Genomic DNA, 23,719 nt, shown 5'->3' on the forward strand with positions numbered 1-23,719 from the left:
TCAACACGGTGTCGAGAACTAGGGCTAGGATGGGCGCATGGTTCAACGAGGACGACGCACCACACGGGTCTCGGGGGATGAGCGCCAGGACGCCATCCTCGTCACGGCCGAGGCGCTGCTCGCCGAGCGGGGATTCGATGACATCTCGATCGAGGATCTGGCCCGTGGGGCCGGTATCTCCCGCCCCACCTTCTACTTCTACTTCGCGTCCAAAGACGAGGTGCTGCTGGCCCTGCTGGACCGTGTGATCACCGAGGTGGAACACCGGGTCGGCGGGCTTCCGCGGGATTTCGAGAGTGATCCCACTGGAGCATGGACCCGTTCCATTGGCATGTTTGTCGAGGTGTTTGTGGCCCACCGCGGCGTCGCCACCGCGGCAATCGCGGCGCGCTCCCGCAATGATGAGGTGCGGGTGCTGTGGTCGAAGTCGATGCAGTCCTGGGCCGATTTCTCGACCGATGTGATCCTGTCCGAACAAGCCCGCGGCGCCGCGCCCGGGGGCATCGACGCCCACGACCTCGCCGTAAGCCTCAACCTGATGAACGAGCGGGTGATCACCGCCGTCCTGAACAAGGAGAGCCCCGCCATCGCGGAGTCCCGCGCCCTGGACGTGTTATCCACCATTTGGATCCGCAGTATTTACGGGTCCGTTAACCCCGCCCGCGCGTAATGCCGGCGTCGAAAGGAAGAAACCAGATGCCCGAAATCAAGACGCTGACTGTGCTCGGTACTGGAGTGCTCGGTTCGCAGATCGCCTATCAGGCCGCATTCCACGGATTCGCCGTTACGGCCTATGACCTTGACGGCCAGGCCATCGAAAAGGCCCGCGCCCGTTTCGCGCAGCTCGCCGGCATCTACCGGACGCAGGTGGCCGGCGCCAAGGACGGCCAGGCCGAGGCAGCGCTTGCAAATCTGCGCCTCACCACTGACCTCGGGACCGCCGTCGCCGACGCGGACCTCGTGATCGAGGCCGTTCCCGAACTGCTCGAGCTCAAGCGGGACATGTACCGCAAGCTCGCGGAACTGGCCCCTGCCAAGACCATCTTCGCCACCAACTCCTCGACCCTGCTGCCCAGCAATCTCAAGGATGCCACCGGCCGCCCCGACCGTTTCCTCGCCATCCATTACGCCAACAACATCTGGGCGCAGAACATTGCCGAGGTGATGGGCACAAATGATACCGACCCCGCGGTGTTCGACGCCGTCGTCGGGTTCGCCCGAAACAGCGGGCTGGAGCCGATCGAGATCAGGAAGGAGAAAGCCGGCTATGTGCTGAATTCGCTGCTGGTTCCGCTCCTGAATGCCGCCGCGGGCCTGCTGCTTCAGGGCATCGCCAGCCCGGAAACGATCGACAAGACGTGGCGCATCGCCACCGGGGCGCCCACGGGACCGTTCCAGATCTACGACGTCGTTGGCCTCGGTACCGCCTACAACATCGCCGCGTCCTCACCGGATGTCGGGTCTCAAGCCTTCGCGCAGTACCTGAAGGAGAACTACATTGACCACGGGAAGCTCGGAGTCTCCACCGGCGAAGGCTTGTACACGTACTGAGTCCGCCCGGCGCCTCACGCGGCGCAGTCAACGCTCGTGGCTGGTTTCCAGGACCGTGACGTCCAGGGGCATGCGGTTGGCACGGCGGAGTCGTCCGGCCAGCAGGTTGCGCACGCCGCGGGTCACCATGGTCGTCCTGGTCAGATCCCGGTACTCGGCGGCGTCGGAGGTGACCAGATCCAGCAGGGGGCGCGCGGCGTCGTCCGGGCCCTGCCCCCACAGCCCGACGACCACCTGCAGCCCACCCAGCCGATGCTCGTACCCGGGCTGGGACGTGACATGCCCCAGCATGTCCGTCGTCACCAGGCCCGGGTTCATGCCATGCACCCGGACACCCGTGCTCCCGGTCTCCCGCCGCAACGTCTCCGTGAACTGGCGGACCCACCGCTTGCTCGACGCATACGCGTTTTGCAGGGCCACCGGCCCCTGGTCGCCCTGGCCGTACACGTTGACGAGGTCGCCGTGGCCCTGACCGAGGAACACCGGCAGCGCAACCCGCGACCCGTGGAACGTGCCCAGGATGTTGGTGCGCACCACGCGCGTGAAATCGTCCACCGGGGTTGACGCCGGGGGCCCGTAGACGCCGGAAGTTCCGGCGTTGTTGACCCAGATGTCGAGGGTCCCGCGGCTGAGCGCCTCATCGCGCAGGGCCTCGACGTCGGCCAGCTCACCGGTGTCACACCGCCGTCCGGACGCGGCGATCCCCTCTGCGAGGAGGCGTTCGACGGCGGCAGCGACGTCGACGTTCGACCTGGCCGCCAGCACCACCGTCGCTCCCTGATGTCCCAGCAGCCGGGCCATGGCAAACCCCAGGCCGCGCGTCGAGCCAGTCACGACGGCCACCCGACCGCGAAGGACGTGCCGTTGCGAACTCATGGTTCTCTCATACGCGCAGCGGCCGGGGAGAGCAAGAGCGAACCTGGAGTCTGGTGGCGGGGACCGCCGGTGCGGGGAGGATGGCGGACTGACGAAGTGGTTCTGACCGCCTGACCAAACTCAAGTGGCGTGCGCCAACAGAACTCAGTGCCCGTCGGCCGTATGCTGTGACGGCAACCATCACGAGCGCCACGGAAAAACCAGGGGGACCCATGTCGACCAGCCAGTACGGACCACAAAACGCCTATCGGAACCAGGATCTGCAGCCAGTGACGATGGGGCAGCTGAGCTGGTATATGGAGGGCATGCGGCACGCCCGGCTGGCCACGATTTTTGGCATCCTGTCGATCTTCAGCCTGGGGGCCTTGTTTGGGCCGCTGGCCATCGCCCGGGCGAAGAAGGCTGAGGCTTTCGGGGTGCCTGCGCCGGAAGGGCGGGTGCTCGGCTGGGTGGGGATTGGCTTGTTCATCCTGTGGGTGGTGTTCTTCATCGCCTACCTGGCGCTGATCATCACCCTCATCGGGAGCCTCCCGGACTCGGGCCGGACGGCCGCGTAGACGGACCGGGCATGACTACTCATTGTGATCAGGTTTCTTGGTCATGGACTCCGGCGGGGGCGGGAATTCCGCGGCGGGATAAAGCCCGGCGACCTGCAGCATGTAGTTGGCCCACTGCGGGCCGGCAAGCATGTAGCCGTCGATGCTCTTGTAGAACTTGCCGTTGACGGTGACGTTCTGGCCTGGCCGTTTCTGGCCTTCCAGGGCGTCGCCGAAGAACGACGCCGTGGAAATTCCGGACGTGTAGCCAACCACCCAGGTGGCGCCGTTGGTGTTGGACGTGCCCGTCTTGGCCGCGACCGGGAAGCTGCTGTGGACTTTGGGCTTGATGTAGACGCCGGACCCCTTTTTCAGCACGTCCTGCAGGACGGAGTTTACCCCCCGGGCAACGCTGGGCTTGATGGCATCGCGGCAGGACTTGGTCTCCGCCGGAAGGTTCTTCCCCGCCGCGTCGGTCACTTCCACAATGGCGACCGGCTCGCAGTACGTGCCGTCGTTGGCGAAGGTGGCAAATGCGTTGGCCAGAATGAGCGGCGCGACGCCAATCGCCCCCAGCAGGTTGCCCAGCTGATGCATGTTGACCTGTGCGTTATCCAGGCCGCTGTGGAGTCCCACGGCGTCCACCGTCTTCTGGATGCCGCAGAAATCCAGCTGGGCAGCCTCCGCGAAGGTGGCGGTGTTGATGGAGTTATAGACCCCGTAGTCGACGCGCATGCGGCGGTAGTAGCCGGCGTCGTTGTTCTGCAGGTCGTCCGCCGCGCCGCGGTTCCTCTCCTTCGTGTTGTAGGCGCCCAGGACCTTTCCGCAGCTGGATTTCCACTTGAAATCGAGTGGATACGACCGCCGGGAGGCATCCACCGTCTCGGCCAGCGACTTGCCCTCCCTGAGCCATTCCGCCAGGGTGAACGGTTTCATGGTGGACCCGGGTTGGAACCCGCCGGCGCCGTTCAGGTCATTGCCCTTGGAGTCTTTCGAATCGACATTGAAGTTCAGCTGGGTATCGAACTTCCCGGGTTCGGGGAGGAAAACCGTGTTTTGCGCCATGGCCAGAATCTTCCCCGTCCCCGGCCCGATGGAGACCAGCGACGCGCCCCACTTGTCCGGGTTGGCCCCGGCCGTGGCATCGACCTGTTCCTGCGCCGCCGCCTGCAGCCGGCTGTCCAGCGTGGTGGTGATCGTCAGGCCGCCGCGGTACAGCTTCCGCACCCGGGCGGCGAGGTCGACGCCGTAGGCCGGGTTGTTCAGGATCAGGTGTGACACGTAGTCGCAAAAGTACGGCGCCATTTCGGCGCCGGCACAGCCCTGCTTCCCCGGCGTGACGGCGAGTTCCACCCCGGTGGCGACGGCGGCGTCGTAGTCAGTGCGGGAGATCCGGCCGAGGGTGAGCATGGCGTCGAGGACCTGGTTGCGCCGCTGGATGGCGTTGTCGGGATGGACAACCGGGTTGTAGAAGCTGGGGCTTTTCACCAGGCCGGCGAGGAGGGCGGCCTGCGGCAGTGTCAGGCTCTTGGCAGGGGTGCTGAAGAAGTAGCGCGACGCGGCCTCAATGCCGTAGGCATCCCGGCTGAAAAACACGATGTTGAGGTAGCCCTCAAGGATCTGGTCCTTGGTGTACTTCTTCTCCAGTTCGATCGCGAGCCGCATTTCGCGGACCTTGTCGGCAATGCTCTTCTGCCCATTGAGGACAATCCGATCGCCCTTGTCCGCGGACATCAGTGACTCGTTGAGGACGTTGGTGACGTACTGCTGGGTCAGGGTGGAGGCGCCCTGCCGGCCGCCGCTGGTCAGGTTCGACGCCAGGGCGCGCAGGATTCCCTGTCCGTCGACACCCCCGTGTTCGTAGAAGCGCCGGTCCTCGATGGCGACAATTGCGTCCTTGATGTACGGCGACATCTGGTCGAGCCCGACCTTCACCCGGTTCTCCGCGTAGAAGGTGGCGATCGTCTTGCCGTCCGCGGTGAGGACCGTGGTGGACTGCGACGGCGCATCGACCGTCAGTTCCGCGGGCAGGTTGTTGAACATCGTGACCGATTCCCTCAGGGCAACGCCGGCCCCGGCGACGGCGGGGACCAGGAGGCTGGCGGCCAGTACGCCGCAGAGTGCGCTCACCGTGAAGTATCCGAGCACTCTTCGGAGGGCCGCGCCCAGTTTGGATCCGGTTCGTCCCATGCGCTGACCATAGGGGAGTCATGTCAGCTGGCGCCTCACCCGAACCGGATGGTCCGGGAGTCAGCTACGCGGTAGGTGTTGAGTGTCGCACGTGGGCGTAGTAGCGTGACGGAACCTGTCAACATTCATCACACAAACTCGGGAGTGATTATGGAATATGTGACACGTGGCTGGTGGCCGTCACAGCGGCCCTGGCATCGGGCGTGATCTCGGCATGACCAGCTCCGAAGCCATAACGGCACTGCGTGCGGCGCCGAGGCCATGAAACGCGCCGGGGAGTGTCAAGTGCCGGGATCCACACAGCCGGGGGAGCGGCCTATCTCGTGGTGCTGCATCCATGCAAACATGGGGGCACACCGAAAAGGCAGAGTGAGGAGACCCGATGAAATCCAACGACCTGCTGCTGGACGCCTTCGGCCGGATCCGCGACACCGTGGCCGCCACTCTTGACGGGGTCGACGGCGAAACCCTGATCCGTCGGCCCGCGGGCAACGGGAACTCGATGGCGTGGCTGATCTGGCATCTCGCCCGGGTGGAGGACGCGCAGCTCGCCTCCGCCGCCGGCCTGGAACAGGTCTGGACATCGCAGGGATTCGCGGGCCGTTTCAATCTGCCGTTGGCCGAACGCGACACCGGCTACGGCCATTCAACAGAGAAGGTGGACGCTGTGAAGGCCCCGCCGGAGCTGCTGCTCGAGTACTACGAGGCCGTTCACCGGCAGACCGTAGAGTTCCTGGAAACCCTCGTCGACGCGGACTTTGACCGCATCGTCGACACCCGCTGGGATCCACCCGTCACGCTCGGCGTGCGGCTGGTCAGCACCATCGCCGACTGCCTCCAGCACGTGGGTCAGGCCGCCTACGCCAGGGGCCTCAACCCCGCCCGCGCAGTCTAGGACGCGCCGGTGCCTTCAGCGCCGGTATTTTGGGTGCCGGCGTCGGCGTTAATGGCCGCGGCAACCAGCCGGTCGAAACTCGCGGTCCCGCTCTCCGGGCTCCGCCGTGAATACCGCAAACCATTTCTCCGGGGCATTCCTCTCCACCGAGGCAACCCGTTCCACGTGCAGGTTCAGCCCGGGGACCCCGCTCACGACGAGCGGCAGCCGCTCGCCCGTCTTGACCATGCGCCGAAATTCCTTGACCGACAATTGGTCGTCAAGTGTGTTGGTCACCTCGGCGATAGTGTCGTTAACCCTTTTGGTCAGGCCCCGCATAAAAGCTCGCTGATCCGAGACAGTGGGAACCGTAAGAATGGCCGGAAACACGACCATAAACAGTGCCACAGCACTCAAACTTCTGAGGCCGGACATAAAGATCATCAGAAACAGGCAGAGAATCAACCCCAGGACACTCAGGATCACGAACCTGACCACGGTGCCATGTCGTGGAGCTCGCGGAGGGCGGTGTACGACTGCGGCGACCCGGAGTGCACGGCGAGTTGCCCACTGACGTAATGGCGGCGTCGTTCCCATTTCCGGACGGCGGATTCGTGGGGTTCCACGAGCAACGAGACGGCAGCCAGCGCCTTGTCCAACGAGCCCGCCCGCGTGCTCAGGCTTGTTGTTGCGGCGTCCAGCCTCGCCAGGAATGAGTCGTAGTTCTCATGAGGCTGGGTGCCGTCGGTGATCACGAGGCACTCGCACGTTGCGGTGCCGCATTGCCCAGGCAAACCAACCCGGGCCGGCGCGACGTCCGTCGCCGAATGGTGCCCCCAACTCTCATGGCAAGAGAATAGAGGCTCCGCGCGCGTTGTCATAGGGTCCGTCCCCCGTTGGCTCCTGGACCGAGGAGCGCCGGGGCCATCGTGTGCACCTTGACACTGACTTTGGCGCTCGCAGACACTGAAAGGTCCAGGCTGCTCACTGAGGCTAGGGAATGGAAAGACAAATGACCAGTACAGATTCGTTCGTGGTTGTGGTTGGTTTTGACGGTTCCGAGAATTCCCGAAATGCCTTGAGGTGGGGCATGGACGAGGCCAAACAGCGCGACGGCGAGATTCGTCTCATCACCGTCTGGAGCAAACCGCCGCTCGCCTGGTATCCGGCGCTGCTGGAAACGGCCGCCGGCGAAGTCGTGACGGAAGATTCTCCGCGGCAAGCAGCTGAGACGTTGCAGGCTGCGGCACTGAAGGCCGCTGAGGATGAGGGGGTGTCTGCCACCGGCGAGATCGTCCACAACGATTCGGCGGCGTCAGCCCTTCTGGACGCCGCCCAAGGGGCGGATCTCGTGGTGGTTGGTTCGCGCGGGCACGGCGGATTTCCCGGTCTGCACCTGGGCTCGGTGGCGACGCAGATCGTCAATCATGCCCCGTGCCCCGTCCTTGTCGTCCGCCCCAAGGCTTCCTGAGGGGCGGCAGCCGTTGTAACGGTGCCGGGGACGGCCTACGATGTGGCTGCAGCCCCACTCTGGGGACCAACTCCGGGACTTGCCCTCACGGGTTCAGACACATTTTCGGATGCCGTAGTCCTGGACAGCACGGGACGGGAAAGACCATGGCCAAGTATCTGTTTGAAGCGAACTACGTGGGAGAAGGCATTAAGGGCCTCATGCGCGAAGGCGGCACGAAGCGCCGCGATGCGCTCGTCGAGGCGCTCAAATCCGTAGGAGGCTCGCTCGAGTGCTTCTACTACGCCTTCGGGGAGACCGACGTGCTGGGGGTCTTCGAGGTTCCGGGGCCGGCAGACGCCGCGGCCCTTTCCCTCATGATCAATTCGACGGGCTCCGTAAACGTGCGTCTGAAGCCGCTGATGGCGCCGGAGGACCTTGACGAAGCGGCAAAGAAGACCCCGTCCTACCGGGCCCCCGGGCAGTAGGGCGGCCAGCTATTTGGCGTCGTCCGGGCTGCTGTCCAACTCTTCGAACCGGCTGAGCTGGAGGCGGGTGGCGTCGCTGTCACCGTCCGGCAGGGCATCGCCATGCCGGTGGATGACCTTCCACTCGCCGTCCTCGCGCCGGAACACGGTGGTCACCCTCAGCGCGTAGGGCAGTGGCTCCGCCCCGCCGATCGACGCCGTCGTGTGCTCGATGCCCACAAGGTAGCCAAGGTCGCCGCTGGCACCGGCCGCGATGACTTCGTAGTCAAAGGACGTGCAGTCCGAAAATTGGGATGCCAGATGGTCAAAAGCCGGCGCCACTCGGTCGCGTCCGATTTTAGTCATGACAGCACCGAACAGCGTCACCGGATCATTGCCTGACCACATGGCTTTCCGTGGTTCCGCGTCCCCGTTGTGCAGTGCGGTTTCGGCCTCTGTCAGCCGGGGCATGACAGCTGCCAGAAATGCGTTCAGATCGTCCACGGTCTTACCTCCTTCAAGCCCCCGGCTTCAATTATCGGAGCCCGGTGGGGTGTCAGCAAGGGATCGCGGACCGCCCCCGGACCGGCGCGCGGATTGAGGAAACTTGCCGCAAATTTTCGGCCAAACGGACCGTCGACGTCGTAATGCCGGTAGTGCGGCGCCTAGGATCTCTCCCATGCGATGCCACTCAGAGACCACGCCATGACCGCCGATCCCGCACCCGCTACATTGGGGGCGCGGGTACCGGCCCAGGCTGTCATGGAGGAGCTGCTCGCCCTCCAGGGTTTGGAGCCGCGGCGCTCCACCCTCCAGCGGATCTTTGGCGTCAGCCCCCTAAGCGAGGAGACCCGGTCCTGGTACAAGGGCGCTTTGGGGGAGATCATGGTCGGAAGAATCCTGGCGGAGCTGGGGCCGGACTGGCTGGTGCTGCATGCTGTGCCGGTGGGGGCGGGTTCCTCTGATATCGATCACGTCCTGGTGGGCCCTGCCGGCGTCTTCACCATCAACACGAAGAACCACTCCGGCCAGCCTGTTTGGGTGGCCGGGCGGACCCTCATGGTGGCAGGAAAGAAAACGCGCCACCTCTACAACGCGGCGCATGAAGCGGCCCGGGCGTCCAAGCTGCTCGGCGCGGCGGTCGGTTCGGCGGTCGATGTCACCGGAGTCGTGGTGATTCTGGAACCCAAGAAGCTCACGATCAAGTCGGCGCCGGACCAGGTGTCAGTGGTTACGGAGCGGCAGCTTTTGCGCTGGCTCAAGCGGCGCAGCCAGGTGCTGGACCCGGGACAGGTGTCCCGGATTGCAGCGGCGGCCGTTGTTGCGCGGACCTGGCACCGGAGCCCTGGCCAGCCGGGTGACGCCGGTGCTGTCCAGCAGAACTTCGCTGCCCTGCGGTTGCTGGTGCACAGGGCACGACGGCGCCGGGCAGCTTGGGTGCTGGGCCTGCCCGCCGTTGGGTTTCTGACGCTTGCCACCGGAGGCCAGCTGGGGGCGATCGTGCAGGTGCTCACGGGCCGCTGAACAGCGCTTCTCGCGGCTGGTGCGCTTCTCACGGTTGGACCGTCAGGCTGCGAGGCGGCTTTTTGCCCGGGCGCGCAGGAGCATTTGGTCCCGTTGGCGGCGTTCGCGGCGGTGGTTGGGGCTCTTGGCCGGGTCCGGGTCCGGTTCCGGTGGGTCGGCGCCGGTTCCGGGCAGCGGCGGGGCGGTGGATTGGTAAGTGTGCCCGGTCGGCGTCGTGATTTGGAGGGTGTGTCTGGGTCCGGGGCGTGGTCGGGAGGACCAGCCGGGGATTTCTTTGGTGTGGTTGCAGGCTTCGCAGAGTCCGGCGCCGTTGCTGTGGCTGGTGGTGCCGCCGTTGTGCCAGGGGATGATGTGGTCGAAGTGTCTGATGGGGGCGTCGCAGTAAGGGGTGCGGCAGGTGTCGTCGCGGAGGGTGAGGAAGCGGCGGAGTCCGGGCGGGAAGAGCCGGGCGCGGGAGTCCAGGGCGGTGAGTTCGCCGGTGCCGGGGGCGGTGTAGAGCCGGCGGAGCCAGGTGGTGAAGGCCCGTTCTTCCCCGGATGCACCGGTGTCTGTGAGCATCCCGCGGGCCCAGCCTGCGGGGACGATGCCGTAGCCGGGGAGACGGGCGGGTTCGCTGTCGCCCTGGAAGAGGGTGCGGTCGGTCATGACGAGCTGGATTTCGATGCCGCTGATCCCGCCGGGGGTGCCTGTGGTGCGTTCGACGAGGGTGCCGGCCATGAGCTGCCCGCGCGTGCGGGGGTCCCCGGAGTTGCAGAGGGTGTCGGCGTGCCGGGTGAGCGCGGCATGGACGGCGACCCCGGCGGCGACCGGGAGCAGCGCGGTCAAATAGCACATGGTGTCGGGGGCCGGGCGGAGGCTGACGTGGCGTTCGGTCGCGGCGTGGCTGGCGCGCTGGGTGACCGAACGGGTATCCCGCCGGTAGGCCGCGGTGCGGGCCGCGGCGATGATCTTCCGGTCTCCGGCGCCGTCGAAGGTTCCGGTGTCGGGCGCGAGTTCGGCGTCGACGGCGGCCCGGTCCTCCGCGGTCAGGCACGCGGTTTCCTTCACGAGGAGGGTGGCGCGCCATTCGGTGAGCTGCCCGGTCTCCAGGGCCGCGAGGGTGTGGGGCATTTCGCTGACAAGCGCCTTCGCCAAACCCAGGAGCCGGCTGCCGCGGGCGGGGGATTCGCGCCGGGCCAGGGCGATCTGCGCGCCGACCCCTGCGCCGAGTTCCGCCGTCGGCATCCCGGCGTCGGCCTGGTCACGGCGCTGGGACAGGTCGAACGCGACGGCGTGTCGGGCCTGGCGGGCGGCCAGGGCGGACTTGAGGTCCTCCAGCTCGCGCGTTTCCTCGAGGAGCGCAGCGGGGCTGTCCGGGGCCGGGAGGCCGGCCAGGATCCGGGCTACGTCCGTGGCCGTCACCCCGCCAGCTGCTCCCGGAGCCACGTCGGGCCCCTGATTTCCGTCCATGGAAACAGGCTATCGGGCACCTGCGACAGTAATGATGGCGCCGGGCATGCGGGAGAATATCCCCATGAGTGACGCCGGGGATTTCATTGACTCAGCGCTTCAGCGCGAGTCGTCGTGGAGCCGCGCCGAGGAGGCCGAAGCAAGGCTCGGCAGCGGTCACCGGTACTACGGTTCGTCCGTCGGAGCCGTGCGCGGAACGGTCCGCGACGCCCTCCGCCGCCACCCGGACCTGACGCACGACGACATCACTGCGCTGAGTTCCGAGTTGTGGGAGGTGCCCGTCTTCGAACGCCGCCTCGCCGCCGTCGTACTCCTGCAAGCAAACGTCCGTTCGCTGACCAATACTGACCTGACCCGGATGGAGGGCTTCGTGCGGAGTGCTCGGCTGGGCGCCCTGGTGGATCCCCTCGCCGTCGACGTCGTTGGACCCCTGATCGCGGGGCTCGACGTCGTCGGCAGGGTCCGCGCCGACAGTGTCCTGGACCGTTGGGTGCAGGATCCCGATGGCTGGCTGCGCCGGGCGGCCCTGCTGTCCCCGCTGCGCGCGCTCCGTGCCGGCGCGGGGGACTGGCCACGGTTCGTGCGCCACGCCCGCGCCGTTCTGGCGGAGTCACCTGCCACGGAACCACGGGAGGACGACGACGGCGCGGACGCCGCCGAGGCGGTCTCCCTCGTGCTCACCGACATGGCCCGGCACCGGCCTGAGCTGGAATTCTGACCTGCCGTACGGCCCGGGGAACTTTCCCTAGCTTCCGGGCCGGCGCTCCACCACGGCGTAGGCCTTTTCGTCGAAGAACTCCCAATCGGTGACCACCATGAAACCGAGGGCGTCCACGCGGTCATTCAGGACGTGGACGTCGAAGCCGCCGTCGCGGGGCTCGGCGTCCCACGTGGACACATGAATTTCCCCGTTGTCCAGGACCAGTAGTTCGGTGTTGACGTTGAAATCCTCGGGCGGCTGATTGCTCAGCTGGCAGATGGCGACACAGTGCCGGGTGACCTTGGAGCTGTTCATTTCGGGCCTCCGCTTCGGGGGAACGGTGATGGCATCATCCTATGCCTGCGGACCCGTCCCGCGAGGGGGCAAGAGTCCGCTCAAAACCATGCCCGTGGTTACCGCAATGTGACATACCGTGATCATTCCGTTACCGTTGTTAAGTGCCTGTTGTTACCGAGACGGGCTCTCCCCAGCCGATTGCCTAACTCTGCCGCGGCGTGGGGATAACTCGCAGCAACGTCCGGCAGAGACGGGGAAACCACTTTTGACCCGCTGTTCTCCAGGGGTCTTGGGGTGAAGCCGCACGGCCCGCAATGATCGGGCCCGAGTGCGGCCGGGTGCCTCCCATCCGAATCCGACAGCTCACCTCGCAGGCATTGGGAGAGGCTCCTTTTAATGATTTCCAGCAATACCCGTGCGCCCAAGCGCGCCGATCTTCGCAGCAAACGCCGTACCGCCGGGACCGTCGGCCGCCAGGCCGCAGTCCTCGTCGCCGCTTCCGGAATGGTGCTCAGCGGCGCCATGGCCGCCAACGCAGCCGATGCACCGGCCGAGCGCGGCTCCGCCCCGGCCTCGTCCGTTGACGTCAAGGGCCAGGTCGGCGCGCCGGTCATGGCGGACTCCGCTGTCCAGATCACTTTCGAGCGCCCCGCCGTTGAGACGGCGCCGGCACCCGTGGTCGAGGCGCCCAAGCCCGCGGCCGCCCCGAAGGCCCCGGCAGCACCGGCCCCCGCCGCCAAGGCGACGGTGAAGGTCCAGTCGGCACCCGCTCCCGCCGCTGCCCCGGCCGCCGGTGGAGTCAACGCCACCCTGCTGTCCATGGCATACGGCCAGATCGGCATCACGCAGGACTGCACCGCCATGGTGGAGAAAGCCCTGAACGCTGCCGGCATCCCGGTCGGCAACATCGGGCCGACGGCCTTCCTGAATTACGGCAAGGTAGTCGCCGATCCGCAGCCCGGCGACATCATCGTCCAGTCCGGCCACGTTGCCATCTACGCCGGCAACGGCCAGGCCATCAGCGGCGGCATGAACGGCGTCAACGCCACCATGACGCACCCGCTGTCCTGGCTGACCGCCACCGGCCCCGTGACGTTCGTCCGCGCCGGCTAGCAGTACCGCTAACAGCACGCAGAAGACCGGTCGATCGGTTGCCTTGGGGGCAGCGGATCACCGGTCTTTTGCGTGCGCGGCGTCCGGCTCCGCCGCGTACCGCAGCAGCACCACGCCGTTGCCGAAGGCCCGGCTCTCCAGCAAACGGAGCGGCGTCATGGCATCCGCTGCCTGGAACAGGGACTTGCCCCGGCCGACGAGGACCGGGTGCACATAGATCCGGTACTCATCGATCAGCCCGAGCCGCCGGAACGCCGCCGCGAGATCGGCGCCGCCCAGCGCCAGGTCACCGCCGGGCTGTTCCTTGAGCCGCACAACGTCCTCAGCGACGACGTCGCGCACCACCTCGGTGTTCCAGTCCGCCGTCGCCAGCGTCCGGGAGTAGACGATCTTGGGCATGTCCCGCCAGATCCGGGCGAACTCGATCTCCGCGGCAGTGCTCGAGGGGTCCTGGTCCGCCGTCGGCCAGTAGTCGGCCATCAGCTCGTAGGTGACGCGGCCGTCCAGGAAGGCGCCCATGGTCCGGAGCTCCTCATTGAAGTGGCTGTGCAGTTCCTCATCGACGCGGTGCCAGCTCAGGTCCCGTTCCGGGCCCTCGATGAATCCGTCGAGGGACACCTGCATCATCAGGATGACCTTGCGCATTGCGGGCTCCTTCACTGCACTGCGAATTGCTCGGCGACCGGGGTTCCAGCGTACGCCGCAGCCAGCAGCTGCGGCAGGGGAGGGAATGCCCGACGTCGGGCGGCAGCTTATTGCCGGATCGCTCCTTCCGGCGCCGGCCGCGATGGGCAACGGCCCATACCGGCAGCATCTTGCCGAAAGCGGACGAGTGCGCCACGATGGTGGGACTGGATGCCGAAACCGGCGACATCCTGCCGAATGGAGTTTACTCATGGGTGATGTGCTGTCGATTGGAGCCGGCATCCGGAGTGCCCGCAAGGATGCCGGGATCACTCAGGAGGACCTTGCCCACCTGGCCGGGATTTCGGTTCGCACCGTTCGGGCGATCGAGACTGGGACCGGCAACCCCTCGCTGCAGGCCGTGGTGGCCGTGAGCGATGTCCTGGGCCTGCGCCTGACGGTGCACTGATGCCGGCCGAACTGCAGGACCTGAAGTTCGTCCGGGATGCGGACGTCTACAAGGGTGGAACCCTCGCCGGGCATCTGAACAGGACCGGCTTCGGCGGGGTCCGGTTCAGCTATGCCACGGAGTACCTCGCCGGCGGCGGCCCGGCCGTGTCCGTGTCCCTGCCACTGTCCGGTGCTGCCGTGGAATCCCCCGGGGGTGCACTGCCGGCGTTCTTTGCAGGGCTGCTGCCCGAGGGCCACCGGCTCACGGTCCTGAAGAACGCGACCAAGACCAGCTTCGACGATGAGCTGACCCTGCTGCTGGCCGTGGGGGCTGATGTCCCCGGTGACGTGCAGGTGGTCCCGGCCGGCGAGGTCCCGGTGGATCCGCCCGCCCTTGCCGATACCTCGCGGCCGGAGACCCTGGATTTCTCGGCCCTGGTCAACGCCGTGGATCTCCACGGGCTGCCCGGAGTCCAGCGCAAGACCAGCGCCTCGATGCTGACCACACCACTGGCGGTCAAGGGCCACCGCTACCTGCTCAAACTGGACCCGCCGGAACACCCCCACCTCGTGGAGAACGAGGCAGCGCACCTGCAGGGTGCCAGGGCGCTGAAGATCCCGGTGGCCAGGTGCTCGGTCATCGAAGACCGGAACGGACTACGGGGGCTGCTGGTGGAACGGTTCGACCGGGTGAAAGGCCCGGCCGGGACCTGGGTCCGGCTGCCACTGGAGGACGGGACCCAGGTTCTGGGCCTGCCGCCGGCGTCCAAGTACGGCGTCAGTTCCGAAGACGTCGCGACAGCGCTCGCCGCCACGTGTACCGCACCGCTGGTCGCGAGCCGGAACCTGTACCTGCAGTTTGTCTTTGCCTGGCTGACCGGCAACGGCGACCTGCACGCCAAGAACCTCGCGGTCCTGGGCAGCCCGCGCGGATTCGTGATGGCCCCGGTCTTCGATGTCCCCTGCACGCTGCTGTACGGCGACGAGACGCTGGCGCTGCCGGTATCCGGCAAGACGCGCCACCTCAAAGCCAAGCACTGGGCGGAATTGGCCCGTTCCCTCGGCCTGCCGGAGCGGGCCGCCGCTGCCGCCAACCGGACGGCGCTCGCCGCGGCTGCCGTGATCCGGCTTGAAGACCTGCCCTTCACGGGTTCTCCGCTTCGCGGGGCGCAGCGTGAACTCCGCTTCCGGCGCCGGGAACTGGCGGGCTGACCCGGGGTTCTGCGGCCCCGACCTCTTGCGCTGGCGCCCCGCCGGGGGAAGAATGCAGGGAAATTTGAAGCCGTGCCGCGGTCCTACACTTTCGGAGGTCGAGCATGCCTGCGAGCTTGCCTGTGGCGTCACCCCACACCGCAGCCCCATCGATGTTCCGGGGATGAGACCCGATGGACACCTGGGGGCCCGGCCGGCACTTCAGCAGTGGCCGGCACACACATGAGTCTGCCCGGAGGGCCGGCCAGGGTTCGCCGGGGCTCATCGGCCGGATCCACCCGCAGCACCTGTTGGTGCTGGTTGCAGTCCTTGGCCTGATCGCGGCCGCGACAATCTACGCCACCATCCAGGGCCGGGAACCCGCCTACGCCGGTGCTCCGCCGGCGTCGTCGGTGTCCCCCTCGCCGGCCCCCGCCGGGGAATCGGGACCGCTGCCGGCCACCGGCCCCGCCAGCGGTGCCGGATCGCCGTCGGCAGCACCCCCGGCGCCGGTCACGACGCCGGCCCCGGCGCCCGCCGTCGTCGCTCCGCCCGAGCCCGCCATCGGAGCGCCGCTGGACGCGGAAATCAATGCCGTCATCCAGGCCAACAGCGGCTACCGGGTGGGCGTGGCCCTGATCGACGTGGCGGACGGCGTGGTCCACGAATATGGCGTGAGAACCAAGTTCGTGGCCGCGAGTACCGGGAAGATCCTCGCCGCCGCGGCGTACTACCATCTGGTGGAAACGGGCAAGGCCTCGCTCGGGACCCCGATGGGGGCGTCCACCGCGGGCCAGCAGATCCGGCAGATGGTCCAGCAAAGCAACAACGAATCGTGGGCGCTGGTCCTGTCTGCGGTTGGCTACAGGGGTCTGACCAACTATGCCGCCTCGATCGGCATCCCCTACGACCGGTCGGTCAATGCCCTGACTCCGACGGAGATGGCAAGGACACTGGCCGAGCTCTACAGCGGACGGCTGCTCAACGCCGGGAACACCCGGCAGCTGCTGTCCTACATGCAGAACACCAACTACGAAGTGCTCATCCCCGCCGCCGTGCCTCCCGGGGTCAGCGTCTTCCACAAGTACGGTCTGCTGAACGGATACCTGCACGACGCGAGCATTCTGGTGCAGGGGGAGCGGGCGTACGTGTTTGTGGTCTACACGCTTGGCCGGGACATGTCGGACATGGCGGCCCGGACCCGCGTCATCCACCAGCTCACCGGGACAGTCACCGCGGGGCTCTTCTGACGAAGCATCCGTTCCCCCGCAGGACACACAACCGTAGGCTGGAGAAGGGAGGTGAATGCCATGAAAGCAGCCCAGGGAGACCGCATCATCATCCGGGGCCACACGGTCGAGTCATCGGACCGGCACGGGGAAATCCTGGAGGTCAAGGGGGCCGACGGCGCCCCGCCGTATCACGTCAGGTTCGACGACGGCCACGAGACCATCCTGTTCCCCGGCGGGGATTTCGTCGTCGAACGCAGCAAGACCGACTGACCCGCTAGAAGCTCGATGAACTCCCGGAGCCGGAGAAGCTCCCGCCGCTGCCGCCGTAGCCGGTGGTGCTGCCTCCGCCGCCCCGGGCACTGCCGACGCTGCTGACGCCGGTGTTGAAACCGGCGTTGAAGGTGGGCACGGAGAAGAAGTAGTACGCGGGATACACGGTGCCCAGGATGCTGGGCTCATACGTGCGCCCGTACTTGTCCTTGCTTCCGGCCTGCGCGCTCTCCATGTCCTTGCGCATGAGCCCGGCTTCCTTCTCGTTCTTGGCGAAGCCGGCAATGACGGTATCTGCGTGGTTCTTGAGCAGCTCGGACAGGTGGGTCCGAGCATCACGCAGCCGGTCAAGGGCTGTCTCCGGCGTGATGGTGCCCTCCGCGAGTTCCGCGGTCCACTGTTCGAGGTCCCGGTGGCTTTCGTCCCGGAATGAGCGCAGGGCCGCCGCGGTCGCGGAATCACCCTCGGCGTGGCGCCTGCTGAGCATCTGTTCGATCGCGGCCAGGTCGGCGCGGAAGGGAGCGAGTTGCCGGTCCCAGGCAGGGGCCCAGGCGGAGCCCCGGTTGAGCAGGGCGTTGGTGTCGGCGATGACGTCGTCGAGGGCGTCCAGTTCGGCGGCGGCGTCGGCGTAGCTCCGGACCAGCCGCAGGTTTGGCCGCTTGCTGAGATCCTTGGGGGACAGGGCGTGGACGCGGTTGGCGAGACCGGTGGCGGTGTTGTACTTCGCCATGAAGGTCCGGTGCTTCTCCAGCACGGTGCTGCCATAGCGGGAGGCGTCCGGGATGGTGCTGGCGTTGAGCTCGGTGACCTGGAGGTCCATGCTGACGCTGGAGTAGCTGGCGTCGCCGCGGGCCAGTTCCTTGCGGCAGGTGGTCCTCGTCCGCCAGCGCACGATCAGCCGCGCCGCTAAGCCTGCGACGGCGACCGCCACAGCGGTCCAGGCGGTGACGAGAAACGCCGTTGACCGGTACCACGGCTGGTTGATCAGCTCGGCCCCGCCCTTGATGCCGGCTATGGTGCCGTCGGTCCACTGGGCATCGCGAAGGAGGTCCTTGGCGGCGTTCTGGATGTCCTCGCGCTGTTCCGGCGAGACCTTCCGGTCCTCACCCATGTAGGTGCCCACATGCCGGCCCACCGGGTCCAGGGCGAAGATGAAGAGCCCGTTCGCCCATTTCTGCCCGTCCTCGCTGATCCATTCCGGATGCTCGGACCGGGCAAAACGCAGGACCTCCTCGTTCAGGTTGTCCGACGATGAGCCGTTGTAGGTGTAGACGGCCACCTTGGTGGGCTGGTAGAAATCGATTGCCTGCACCGCCGGCAGGAGGGTGTTCCGGTCCAGGACCCCCGCCCGGTCCTCCACCACAATGTCGACGGGCGTGACGGCCAGCGCCGCCGGCCCGGCACCCGTCAGCCCGATCAGTACAAGAGCGAGCACGCCAACGACTTTCCGCACGATTCCCATTTCCCGAGCGTAGTGCCTGCCGCGGGCGGCGTCGACGGACCCTGCCGCCCCGGGTGCCGGGGATTCGGTTAGGCTGGCCACGAATGGCACGGAAGGGGAAAGCTGCAGTGTTCGAGGATACTGAACGGCCGGGACAGCCATGACGTCGACCACCCCCGTTGACGGGATGAGCGGCCTGGTCGGTCTTGCCGCGCGGGCCGTGGACGCGCTCGGCGAGTGGGGTGTGGGGCTCTTCACCCTGGCGGAGACGGTCTTCCCGCCCATTCCCAGCGAGGTCATCCTTCCCCTGGCCGGGTTCCTCACCCGGCAGGGGACCATGAACATGGCCCTGGTACTGGTCACCAGCACGCTGGGTGCCTATGTCGGCGCGCTGCTGCTCTATTGGCTCGGTGCGCGGCTGGGGATGGAGCGGTCGATCCGCTGGCTGTCGAGGCTCCCGCTGATGGACCGGGAAGACTTTGAAAAGGCCGCCCGCTGGTTCAGCCGCCACGGCAGGTCAGCGGTCTTCTTCGGCAGGCTGCTGCCGGGAGTGCGCAGCCTGATCTCACTGCCCGCCGGTGCCGGGCGGATGCACCTGGGCACATTCACCGCGTTCACGGTCGCGGGGAGCGGGATCTGGAACGCGCTGCTGATCGGGCTGGGGGCATTGCTCGGGGAGCAGTACCGGCTCATCGACGAATACTCCCGATTCCTCAACTTTGCCGTCTACGCAGCCCTGGCCGCCGTCGTCGGTTCACTGGTCGTCAGGGGTGTCCGACGGCGGCGAAACTGCAGGTCAGGGCGGAATGGGGCCTAAAGACACCATGACGGCGGGCCCTGCCTGCTGCATACTGGCGGCATGAGTCCAGAGGCGAACGAACCCGAGCCAGGCAAACCGGAACCGCACCGGCCGGACCGGACCCTGCTCGCCATTCTTGCCGCCATAGCCGTGCTGGTGATCGTCGCCCTCATCGTGGTGTTCACCCGCGGCCAGCCGGCTCCGGTGGACGAGGCAACCCCCGCCGGGGTGGTCCAGCGGTATTCCGCTGCCGTGATCGCCGCGGACGAGGCCGCCGCAGCCGCCTACCTGACTGAGGCCGCCAAGGCCCGCTGCAACAGCAGCTTCGAACGGATGGCTGCGGACAACCTCCGCGTCACCCTCGTCTCAACGACCGAGCGGCCGGCCTCCGCGGACGTCTGGGTGCTGATCACCGTCTCGGAGGGCGGCGGGCCGTTCGGAAGCGCCGAGTACCAGATGGAGGATGGCTTTGACCTCGTCAAAACAGGAGACAAGTGGCTGATCGACAGGGCTCCCTGGCAACTGACCGTGTGCCAGAACACGGCGGTGAAGTGATGAGCGCCGAATCCGTCGTGGGCTCGGCCCAGCGGACCGTCCGCCGCCTGATCACCTACCTGCTGCTGTTCGCCCTCGTGGTGGTCGCCGCCGTCGGACTCAGTGGACTGCTGGGACGGCTCCTCGTGGCCGGCACCGAGCTGGCCACGGGGGACGTGGCCGGGCTGGCGCGCTCGCTGGCCTTCGCCCTGATTGGCGGGCCGCTCGCCGCGCTCCTCTGGTGGGTTGTCTGGCGGCGCCTGGGGGATGAAGCAGAACGGGCATCCGTCGGCTGGGGCCTGTATTTGGCCGGCGCCTATGTGCTCTCGCTGATCCTGGCGACGAGCAACCTGCTGAGTACGCTAACCACGCTGATCGGCGGCCCGTCGCTGCAGTGGCGCCAGTCGCTGGCCACCGGTCTGGTGTGGGCGGCCGTCTGGGCCTGGCACCGGTGGATGTGGCGGCACCCCCGCAAGCGCCCGCTGGACCTGGCCGATGTTCCCACGGTGCTCGGCACCTACATCGGGCTGGTGGTCGGCGTCAGCGGCGCTGTCGGGGCCCTGTCCACCCTCCTGGATGCCGCCCTTCGGGGTGCCACGGCGGCCGCGACGGTGGGCAAGCCCTGGTGGGTTTCCGTGCTGCAGTCAATCGTCTGGGCCGTGGGCGGCGGCCTGGTCTGGTGGTGGCACTGGAAGCACGACGGCGGCCGGCTGCTGCGCACGGGACTCGCCAGCGTCGCGCTCATCGCCGTCGGCGTCCTGGGCGCCGGAGTGTTGACCCTTGGCGGTGCTGGAGTGGTGTTGTTCGTCCTGCTCCGGCTTGCCTTCGACCGTGTTGAAGCGATGGACTTGATGCTTGAGCCGCTGGCACCGGCCATCGCCGCCGCAGCTGTCGGCGCCCTCGTCTGGGTGTACCACCGGGGGCTGGCGCGCGGAAGTTCGGCAACCATCCGGCAGGGAAGCAGGCTGGTGACTTCCGGTGTCGCCCTGGTTGCCGCGGCCTCCGGGATCGGCGTGATCGTCAACGCTGCCCTCGCCATGGCGGCGACCCCGCTGGCGGGCTCCGGGACGCGCACGCTCCTGCTCGGCGGCATCAGTTCGCTCCTGGTCGGAGGCCCGGTCTGGTGGTTCACGTGGAAACCGCTTGGCCGGGAACCGGCCGTGACGCCGGGCACCGCCGGCGGCTCCGGGACCTGGCTGAACGCCCGGCGGGTCTACCTGATTGTTGTGTTCGGGCTCAGCGCCGTGGTTGCCGTCATCACCCTGCTGGTCATCGGGTACCGGATGTTCGAGTTCTACCTGGGCGACATCTCCGGCGGCAGCCTTGTGGACAGGATCCGGGCGCCGCTCGGATTGCTCGTGGCAACCGCCCTTGTCGCCGGCTACCATTTCGCCGTCTGGCGCCACGAGCGTGCCGTCCTCGCGGCGGCGGGCCCCGCCCGGAAGCGGACCATCGGGCACGTCGTCCTGGTGACCGGCGCCGACCCGGCACCGCTGCACCGGGTCATTGAGGACGTCACCGGCGCCGGCGTCACGGTGTGGAGACGGGCCGACGCCGGGCCTGTGTCCGGTGCAGCTGTGTCCGGTGCAGCTGCGGCACCGGCCGACGCGGCCCAGCTGGCCGGACGGCTGGCCGGGGCGCTCAAGGGCGTGACCGGGCGGCGGGTGCTCGTGACGGTCAGCCCCGACGGCGGGATCGACGTCATTCCGCTGCTGGGCTGAAAACCCGAAAGCCTGACCCTAGTCCAAGGCGAAGGCCCTCTTGTAGCTCCGCACCGCGTTGGTGACAGTGGGATAGAAGTGGTCCCGGCCGAACCGGCTGCTGACGCCGAATTGGATCAGGCGGTCCTTGATGGGACCCTTCATCTCGGCGAACACCATGCTGATCCCGCGCTTGGCGAGCTCGTCGTCGAGCGCCACGAGGTCATCCAGCGCTGTGGTGTCCAGGCCCGTGATGGCCTCGGACGCCACAATCACCCACCGCACCTGGTTCGGCGCGTTGGCCACAAGCGTCCTGATGTGTTCGGTGAAGACGGCGCCGTTGGCGAAGAACAGCGGGGCGTCGAAGCGTGCGATCACGAGTCCGGGGATGCGCTGGCCTTCGGGGTGCCGGCTCAGGTCGTGGTAACCGGGCACGTCCCCCACGCTGCCCAGCTCGGTGCGGTACGGGTCCAGGGCGCGGAGCACGAAGGCGATCAGGGACAGGCCGATGGCGATCACAATGCCTTGGAGCACCCCCACGAAGGCGACACCCAGGAAGGTGGCGACCAGCAACGCGGCCTCGGTCCGGCTCATCCTGAGCAGCCGGCGGAGCGTCTTCAGGTCAAGGATCGACGCCGCTGCAACCATCACGACGCCGGCCAGCACGGTGGAGGGCAGGTACGACGTCACCCCGGGCGCCAGGACCATAAACAGCACCACGAGGACGGCCGCCACAACTCCGCCCAGCGGGCTCTTGGCACCGGCTTCGAGGGCGATCGGCGTGCGCGAGGTGCTGCCGGAAATCGGGAACCCGCTGAAGAGGCCGCTGGCCACGTTCGCCACTCCGAGTGCACCCATTTCCTGGTTCCCGTTGACCTGGAGACCGCTGCGGGCCGCGAGGCTCTTGGAGAGCACCGAGGTATCGGCAAAGGCAATCAAGGCGATGCCCGCTGCCGGGCCGAGCAGGGCGAGGACATCCTCCAGGCTGACTCCGCCGAGGGCGGGCACCGGCAGGCCGCGGGGCAACGCGCCCACGGTGGGAAGCGCCGTCGTCAGGTTCAGGGCCGCGGTCAGCGCCGTGGCGGCCACGACGGCGATCAGCACGCCGGGAAGCTTCCACGGCAGGAAGCGGCACACGACGATGACGGCAATCGTCCCGGCCCCGAACAGCAAAGCGAGAGGATTGACGGCACCGCGGGCCACCGCCTGCGCGGTGCCCGTGGCCGTGTCGACGAGTGAGCCGGCGGAGGCCGGGATGCCGAGCAGCTTGGGCAACTGGCTCAGCATGATCGCAAGGGCGATTCCGTTGAGGTAGCCGACGCGGATGGGTTTGGAGAGCAGACTGGTGACGAAGCCCAGTTTGAAGATCCTGCCTGCCAGGAGCAGTCCGCCGATCAGCAGCGCCAGAACGCCGGCCAGGGCAACCGCGTGATCCGGGTCCTTGCCGGCGAGGGGCAGGACGGCGGCGGCGATCATCGGGGCCAGGCTGGAATCCGGGCCGATGATCAGAACCCGGGAGGGCCCGAAGACCGCGTAGGCGAGCAGGGGGATGATCGAGGCGTACAGTCCCGTGACGGCCGGCAGCCCGGCGGCCTCGGCGTACGCCATACCGGCCGGAATGAGGAAGGCACTGAGGGCGGCGCCGGCAGCCAGATCGGATTTCAGCCAGGGACGCTCATAGTTCCGCACCATGCGCAGGCCGGGCGGGACTCTGAGTGCCCAAGCTCCGCGCACGGTGTCCCCTGGCTACGCGGCGGGGGACGCGGAGTTGCCAGGGGCGTCCTGGCCGTACTCCGCCGAGATGAGGATGGGGAGGTGGTCGGAGGCGCCCCGGGGGAGGGTTTCCACGCTTTCGATGTTGAGGCCCTGTGAGGTGGCGAAGTCGAAGTGGCCCTTGAAGACCTTGTAGCGCGTGTAGGTGCGGCGGTCGCTGAGCGTCAGGTCGTAGCCGGCGTCCTTCATCTCTTCCGTGAGGTACTTCGTGAAGAACGGGTAGTTGAAGTCACCCACCATCAGGGACATGAGGCCGCCGCCCATGCTCAGGAGTTCCGCGTGCGCCGCGTGGATCTGGTTACGCCGCAGGGAGTTCGACGCGGTCAAGGGTGCCGCGTGGAAGGACGCGATGACGAGGTCGTGGTCCGTTTCGTTGTCGACCATCCGGGTGCCGATGAGCCGCTCGTGGGCGGGGGACAGGACGCGGTCATGCAGCGACTTCTTGAGCGCAAAGGTCTTTGTTTCGTACGCCTTGAACCGGTCCATGCGGTAGTAGATCGCCAGTCCCAGCCGGTTGCCCTTGGTGGAGTCCGCGAGGTGCAGATCGCCAATGGTGTCCGGAAGGTCGTCGGTGTCGCATTCCTGCAGGCACAAGGCATCAATCTCAAAATTGCGGGCCAGATCAACCAGTTCACCGCTGGCATGGTGCTTACGCAGGTTGTAGCTGATGACTCGAAT

General features: G+C 67.2%; 27 protein-coding genes and 1 riboswitch. Of the genes, 16 read left to right on the plus strand and 11 right to left on the minus strand.

Annotated elements, in window-relative coordinates:
• Positions 1-37 precede the first annotated feature (37 nt).
• Positions 38-670, plus strand: coding sequence for a TetR/AcrR family transcriptional regulator (locus GXK59_RS07170; protein ID WP_160665532.1), 633 nt, complete (start codon positions 38-40; stop codon positions 668-670).
• 26 nt (positions 671-696) lie between these two features.
• Entirely contained in the window at positions 697-1,551 is an 855-nt protein-coding gene (locus tag GXK59_RS07175; RefSeq protein WP_160665534.1) for a 3-hydroxyacyl-CoA dehydrogenase, read from the plus strand.
• A 27-nt stretch (positions 1,552-1,578) separates the two neighbouring features.
• Here GXK59_RS07175 and GXK59_RS07180 read toward each other — a convergent pair whose 3' ends face one another.
• Complete coding sequence (locus tag GXK59_RS07180) at positions 1,579-2,427, minus strand: SDR family NAD(P)-dependent oxidoreductase (RefSeq protein ID WP_160665536.1); 849 nt, start codon at positions 2,425-2,427, stop codon at positions 1,579-1,581.
• Between the two features lie 212 nt (positions 2,428-2,639).
• On the opposite strand from GXK59_RS07180, the gene GXK59_RS07185 reads away from it, so the two are divergent.
• On the plus strand, positions 2,640-2,984 hold the full coding sequence (locus GXK59_RS07185; protein WP_160665538.1) for a hypothetical protein: 345 nt from the start codon (positions 2,640-2,642) through the stop codon (positions 2,982-2,984).
• Between the two features lie 15 nt (positions 2,985-2,999).
• On the opposite strand, the gene GXK59_RS07190 is transcribed toward GXK59_RS07185, so the two are convergent.
• A complete protein-coding gene (locus GXK59_RS07190; protein ID WP_160665540.1) occupies positions 3,000-5,153 on the minus strand; it encodes a transglycosylase domain-containing protein in 2,154 nt (717 codons plus the stop codon).
• 382 nt (positions 5,154-5,535) lie between these two features.
• On the opposite strand from GXK59_RS07190, the gene GXK59_RS07195 reads away from it, so the two are divergent.
• Complete coding sequence (locus tag GXK59_RS07195) at positions 5,536-6,048, plus strand: mycothiol transferase (RefSeq protein ID WP_160665542.1); 513 nt, start codon at positions 5,536-5,538, stop codon at positions 6,046-6,048.
• Between the two features lie 48 nt (positions 6,049-6,096).
• On the opposite strand, the gene GXK59_RS07200 is transcribed toward GXK59_RS07195, so the two are convergent.
• Both GXK59_RS07200 and GXK59_RS07205 read right to left on the minus strand, forming a co-directional pair.
• Positions 6,097-6,513: a hypothetical protein gene (locus GXK59_RS07200; RefSeq protein WP_160665544.1), complete on the minus strand. Its 417-nt coding sequence runs from the start codon at positions 6,511-6,513 to the stop codon at positions 6,097-6,099.
• Positions 6,510-6,782 carry a hypothetical protein gene (locus GXK59_RS07205; protein WP_160665546.1) on the minus strand — a complete coding sequence of 91 codons (273 nt, stop codon included), beginning with the start codon at positions 6,780-6,782 and terminating at the stop codon, positions 6,510-6,512. Before GXK59_RS07205 ends, GXK59_RS07200 begins: the two co-directional genes overlap by 4 nt.
• Before the next feature lie 257 nt (positions 6,783-7,039).
• On the opposite strand from GXK59_RS07205, the gene GXK59_RS07210 reads away from it, so the two are divergent.
• Together GXK59_RS07210 and GXK59_RS07215 are read left to right on the plus strand one after the other, a co-directional pair.
• Complete coding sequence (locus GXK59_RS07210) at positions 7,040-7,498, plus strand: universal stress protein (protein WP_160665548.1); 459 nt, start codon at positions 7,040-7,042, stop codon at positions 7,496-7,498.
• Positions 7,499-7,644: 146 nt separating this feature from the next.
• On the plus strand, positions 7,645-7,965 hold the full coding sequence (locus GXK59_RS07215) for a GYD domain-containing protein (RefSeq protein WP_160665550.1): 321 nt from the start codon (positions 7,645-7,647) through the stop codon (positions 7,963-7,965).
• Positions 7,966-7,974: 9 nt separating this feature from the next.
• On the opposite strand, the gene GXK59_RS07220 is transcribed toward GXK59_RS07215, so the two are convergent.
• Positions 7,975-8,448, minus strand: coding sequence for a YybH family protein (locus GXK59_RS07220; RefSeq protein WP_024368026.1), 474 nt, complete (start codon positions 8,446-8,448; stop codon positions 7,975-7,977).
• Positions 8,449-8,649: 201 nt separating this feature from the next.
• Between GXK59_RS07220 and GXK59_RS07225 the strand changes: the two genes are divergently transcribed.
• Positions 8,650-9,468: a nuclease-related domain-containing protein gene (locus tag GXK59_RS07225; RefSeq protein WP_160669043.1), complete on the plus strand. Its 819-nt coding sequence runs from the start codon at positions 8,650-8,652 to the stop codon at positions 9,466-9,468.
• Positions 9,469-9,510: 42 nt separating this feature from the next.
• On the opposite strand, the gene GXK59_RS07230 is transcribed toward GXK59_RS07225, so the two are convergent.
• Complete coding sequence (locus GXK59_RS07230; RefSeq protein WP_160665552.1) at positions 9,511-10,917, minus strand: HNH endonuclease; 1,407 nt, start codon at positions 10,915-10,917, stop codon at positions 9,511-9,513.
• Positions 10,918-10,981: 64 nt separating this feature from the next.
• Here GXK59_RS07230 and GXK59_RS07235 point away from each other — a divergent pair, with 64 nt between their 5' ends.
• A complete protein-coding gene (locus GXK59_RS07235) occupies positions 10,982-11,635 on the plus strand; it encodes a DNA alkylation repair protein (protein ID WP_160665554.1) in 654 nt (217 codons plus the stop codon).
• Between the two features lie 27 nt (positions 11,636-11,662).
• Here the strand turns inward: GXK59_RS07235 and GXK59_RS07240 are convergent, their stop codons facing one another.
• Positions 11,663-11,932, minus strand: coding sequence for a hypothetical protein (locus GXK59_RS07240; protein WP_160665556.1), 270 nt, complete (start codon positions 11,930-11,932; stop codon positions 11,663-11,665).
• 202 nt (positions 11,933-12,134) lie between these two features.
• Positions 12,135-12,305, plus strand: a riboswitch (cyclic di-AMP (ydaO/yuaA leader).
• A 5-nt stretch (positions 12,306-12,310) separates the two neighbouring features.
• Between GXK59_RS07240 and GXK59_RS07245 the strand changes: the two genes are divergently transcribed.
• On the plus strand, positions 12,311-13,027 hold the full coding sequence (locus GXK59_RS07245; protein ID WP_160665558.1) for an NlpC/P60 family protein: 717 nt from the start codon (positions 12,311-12,313) through the stop codon (positions 13,025-13,027).
• A 57-nt stretch (positions 13,028-13,084) separates the two neighbouring features.
• Here GXK59_RS07245 and GXK59_RS07250 read toward each other — a convergent pair whose 3' ends face one another.
• The gene (locus GXK59_RS07250; RefSeq protein ID WP_160665560.1) at positions 13,085-13,672 is read right to left on the minus strand and encodes a dihydrofolate reductase family protein; all 588 of its coding nucleotides are present in this window, start codon (positions 13,670-13,672) and stop codon (positions 13,085-13,087) included.
• 250 nt (positions 13,673-13,922) lie between these two features.
• Here GXK59_RS07250 and GXK59_RS07255 point away from each other — a divergent pair, with 250 nt between their 5' ends.
• The 4 genes from GXK59_RS07255 to GXK59_RS07270 all read left to right on the plus strand — a co-directional run bounded on the left by GXK59_RS07255 (position 13,923) and on the right by GXK59_RS07270 (position 16,794).
• Entirely contained in the window at positions 13,923-14,120 is a 198-nt protein-coding gene (locus tag GXK59_RS07255) for a helix-turn-helix transcriptional regulator (protein WP_160665562.1), read from the plus strand.
• Positions 14,120-15,313 (plus strand): type II toxin-antitoxin system HipA family toxin, encoded by a 1,194-nt coding sequence (locus GXK59_RS07260; RefSeq protein ID WP_160665564.1) that lies wholly within the window; start codon positions 14,120-14,122, stop codon positions 15,311-15,313. Before GXK59_RS07255 ends, GXK59_RS07260 begins: the two co-directional genes overlap by 1 nt.
• 173 nt (positions 15,314-15,486) lie before the next feature.
• Positions 15,487-16,542 (plus strand): serine hydrolase, encoded by a 1,056-nt coding sequence (locus tag GXK59_RS07265; protein WP_160665566.1) that lies wholly within the window; start codon positions 15,487-15,489, stop codon positions 16,540-16,542.
• Positions 16,543-16,602: 60 nt separating this feature from the next.
• Entirely contained in the window at positions 16,603-16,794 is a 192-nt protein-coding gene (locus GXK59_RS07270) for a DUF1918 domain-containing protein (RefSeq protein ID WP_024367092.1), read from the plus strand.
• A 4-nt stretch (positions 16,795-16,798) separates the two neighbouring features.
• Here GXK59_RS07270 and GXK59_RS07275 read toward each other — a convergent pair whose 3' ends face one another.
• On the minus strand, positions 16,799-18,337 hold the full coding sequence (locus GXK59_RS07275) for a DUF5129 domain-containing protein (protein WP_337248061.1): 1,539 nt from the start codon (positions 18,335-18,337) through the stop codon (positions 16,799-16,801).
• A 58-nt stretch (positions 18,338-18,395) separates the two neighbouring features.
• Between GXK59_RS07275 and GXK59_RS07280 the strand changes: the two genes are divergently transcribed.
• From GXK59_RS07280 to GXK59_RS07290, 3 genes are read left to right on the plus strand one after another with little or no spacing between them, the layout of a single operon-like run.
• A complete protein-coding gene (locus tag GXK59_RS07280) occupies positions 18,396-19,052 on the plus strand; it encodes a DedA family protein (protein WP_160665569.1) in 657 nt (218 codons plus the stop codon).
• Positions 19,053-19,094: 42 nt separating this feature from the next.
• Positions 19,095-19,589 (plus strand): hypothetical protein, encoded by a 495-nt coding sequence (locus GXK59_RS07285; RefSeq protein ID WP_160665571.1) that lies wholly within the window; start codon positions 19,095-19,097, stop codon positions 19,587-19,589.
• The gene (locus GXK59_RS07290; RefSeq protein WP_160665573.1) at positions 19,589-21,289 is read left to right on the plus strand and encodes a DUF5671 domain-containing protein; all 1,701 of its coding nucleotides are present in this window, start codon (positions 19,589-19,591) and stop codon (positions 21,287-21,289) included. The genes GXK59_RS07285 and GXK59_RS07290 overlap by 1 nt, the downstream gene beginning before the upstream one ends.
• A gap of 18 nt (positions 21,290-21,307) precedes the next feature.
• Here GXK59_RS07290 and GXK59_RS07295 read toward each other — a convergent pair whose 3' ends face one another.
• Positions 21,308-22,960, minus strand: coding sequence for a SulP family inorganic anion transporter (locus GXK59_RS07295; RefSeq protein WP_160665575.1), 1,653 nt, complete (start codon positions 22,958-22,960; stop codon positions 21,308-21,310).
• Positions 22,961-23,014: 54 nt separating this feature from the next.
• Complete coding sequence (locus GXK59_RS07300) at positions 23,015-23,719, minus strand: endonuclease/exonuclease/phosphatase family protein (RefSeq protein ID WP_024367099.1); 705 nt, start codon at positions 23,717-23,719, stop codon at positions 23,015-23,017.

The sequence above is a fragment of the Pseudarthrobacter sp. ATCC 49987 genome, assembly GCF_009928425.1.
Classification (GTDB): Bacteria; Actinomycetota; Actinomycetes; order Actinomycetales; family Micrococcaceae; genus Arthrobacter.

Excerpts from the sequence above, each read along its gene's own strand:
- GXK59_RS07170 (WP_160665532.1), top strand. The coding sequence starts at position 38 with ATGGTTCAACGAGGACGACGCACCACACGGGTCTCGGGGGATGAGCGC.
- GXK59_RS07175 (WP_160665534.1), top strand. The coding sequence starts at position 697 with ATGCCCGAAATCAAGACGCTGACTGTGCTCGGTACTGGAGTGCTCGGT.
- GXK59_RS07180 (WP_160665536.1), bottom strand. The coding sequence starts at position 2,427 with ATGAGTTCGCAACGGCACGTCCTTCGCGGTCGGGTGGCCGTCGTGACT.
- GXK59_RS07185 (WP_160665538.1), top strand. The coding sequence starts at position 2,640 with ATGTCGACCAGCCAGTACGGACCACAAAACGCCTATCGGAACCAGGAT.
- GXK59_RS07190 (WP_160665540.1), bottom strand. The coding sequence starts at position 5,153 with ATGGGACGAACCGGATCCAAACTGGGCGCGGCCCTCCGAAGAGTGCTC.
- GXK59_RS07195 (WP_160665542.1), top strand. The coding sequence starts at position 5,536 with ATGAAATCCAACGACCTGCTGCTGGACGCCTTCGGCCGGATCCGCGAC.
- GXK59_RS07210 (WP_160665548.1), top strand. The coding sequence starts at position 7,040 with ATGACCAGTACAGATTCGTTCGTGGTTGTGGTTGGTTTTGACGGTTCC.
- GXK59_RS07215 (WP_160665550.1), top strand. The coding sequence starts at position 7,645 with ATGGCCAAGTATCTGTTTGAAGCGAACTACGTGGGAGAAGGCATTAAG.
- GXK59_RS07225 (WP_160669043.1), top strand. The coding sequence starts at position 8,650 with ATGACCGCCGATCCCGCACCCGCTACATTGGGGGCGCGGGTACCGGCC.
- GXK59_RS07230 (WP_160665552.1), bottom strand. The coding sequence starts at position 10,917 with ATGGACGGAAATCAGGGGCCCGACGTGGCTCCGGGAGCAGCTGGCGGG.
- GXK59_RS07235 (WP_160665554.1), top strand. The coding sequence starts at position 10,982 with ATGAGTGACGCCGGGGATTTCATTGACTCAGCGCTTCAGCGCGAGTCG.
- GXK59_RS07240 (WP_160665556.1), bottom strand. The coding sequence starts at position 11,932 with ATGAACAGCTCCAAGGTCACCCGGCACTGTGTCGCCATCTGCCAGCTG.
- GXK59_RS07245 (WP_160665558.1), top strand. The coding sequence starts at position 12,311 with ATGATTTCCAGCAATACCCGTGCGCCCAAGCGCGCCGATCTTCGCAGC.
- GXK59_RS07250 (WP_160665560.1), bottom strand. The coding sequence starts at position 13,672 with ATGCGCAAGGTCATCCTGATGATGCAGGTGTCCCTCGACGGATTCATC.
- GXK59_RS07255 (WP_160665562.1), top strand. The coding sequence starts at position 13,923 with ATGGGTGATGTGCTGTCGATTGGAGCCGGCATCCGGAGTGCCCGCAAG.
- GXK59_RS07260 (WP_160665564.1), top strand. The coding sequence starts at position 14,120 with ATGCCGGCCGAACTGCAGGACCTGAAGTTCGTCCGGGATGCGGACGTC.
- GXK59_RS07265 (WP_160665566.1), top strand. The coding sequence starts at position 15,487 with ATGGACACCTGGGGGCCCGGCCGGCACTTCAGCAGTGGCCGGCACACA.
- GXK59_RS07270 (WP_024367092.1), top strand. The coding sequence starts at position 16,603 with ATGAAAGCAGCCCAGGGAGACCGCATCATCATCCGGGGCCACACGGTC.
- GXK59_RS07280 (WP_160665569.1), top strand. The coding sequence starts at position 18,396 with ATGACGTCGACCACCCCCGTTGACGGGATGAGCGGCCTGGTCGGTCTT.
- GXK59_RS07285 (WP_160665571.1), top strand. The coding sequence starts at position 19,095 with ATGAGTCCAGAGGCGAACGAACCCGAGCCAGGCAAACCGGAACCGCAC.
- GXK59_RS07290 (WP_160665573.1), top strand. The coding sequence starts at position 19,589 with ATGAGCGCCGAATCCGTCGTGGGCTCGGCCCAGCGGACCGTCCGCCGC.
- GXK59_RS07295 (WP_160665575.1), bottom strand. The coding sequence starts at position 22,960 with ATGGTGCGGAACTATGAGCGTCCCTGGCTGAAATCCGATCTGGCTGCC.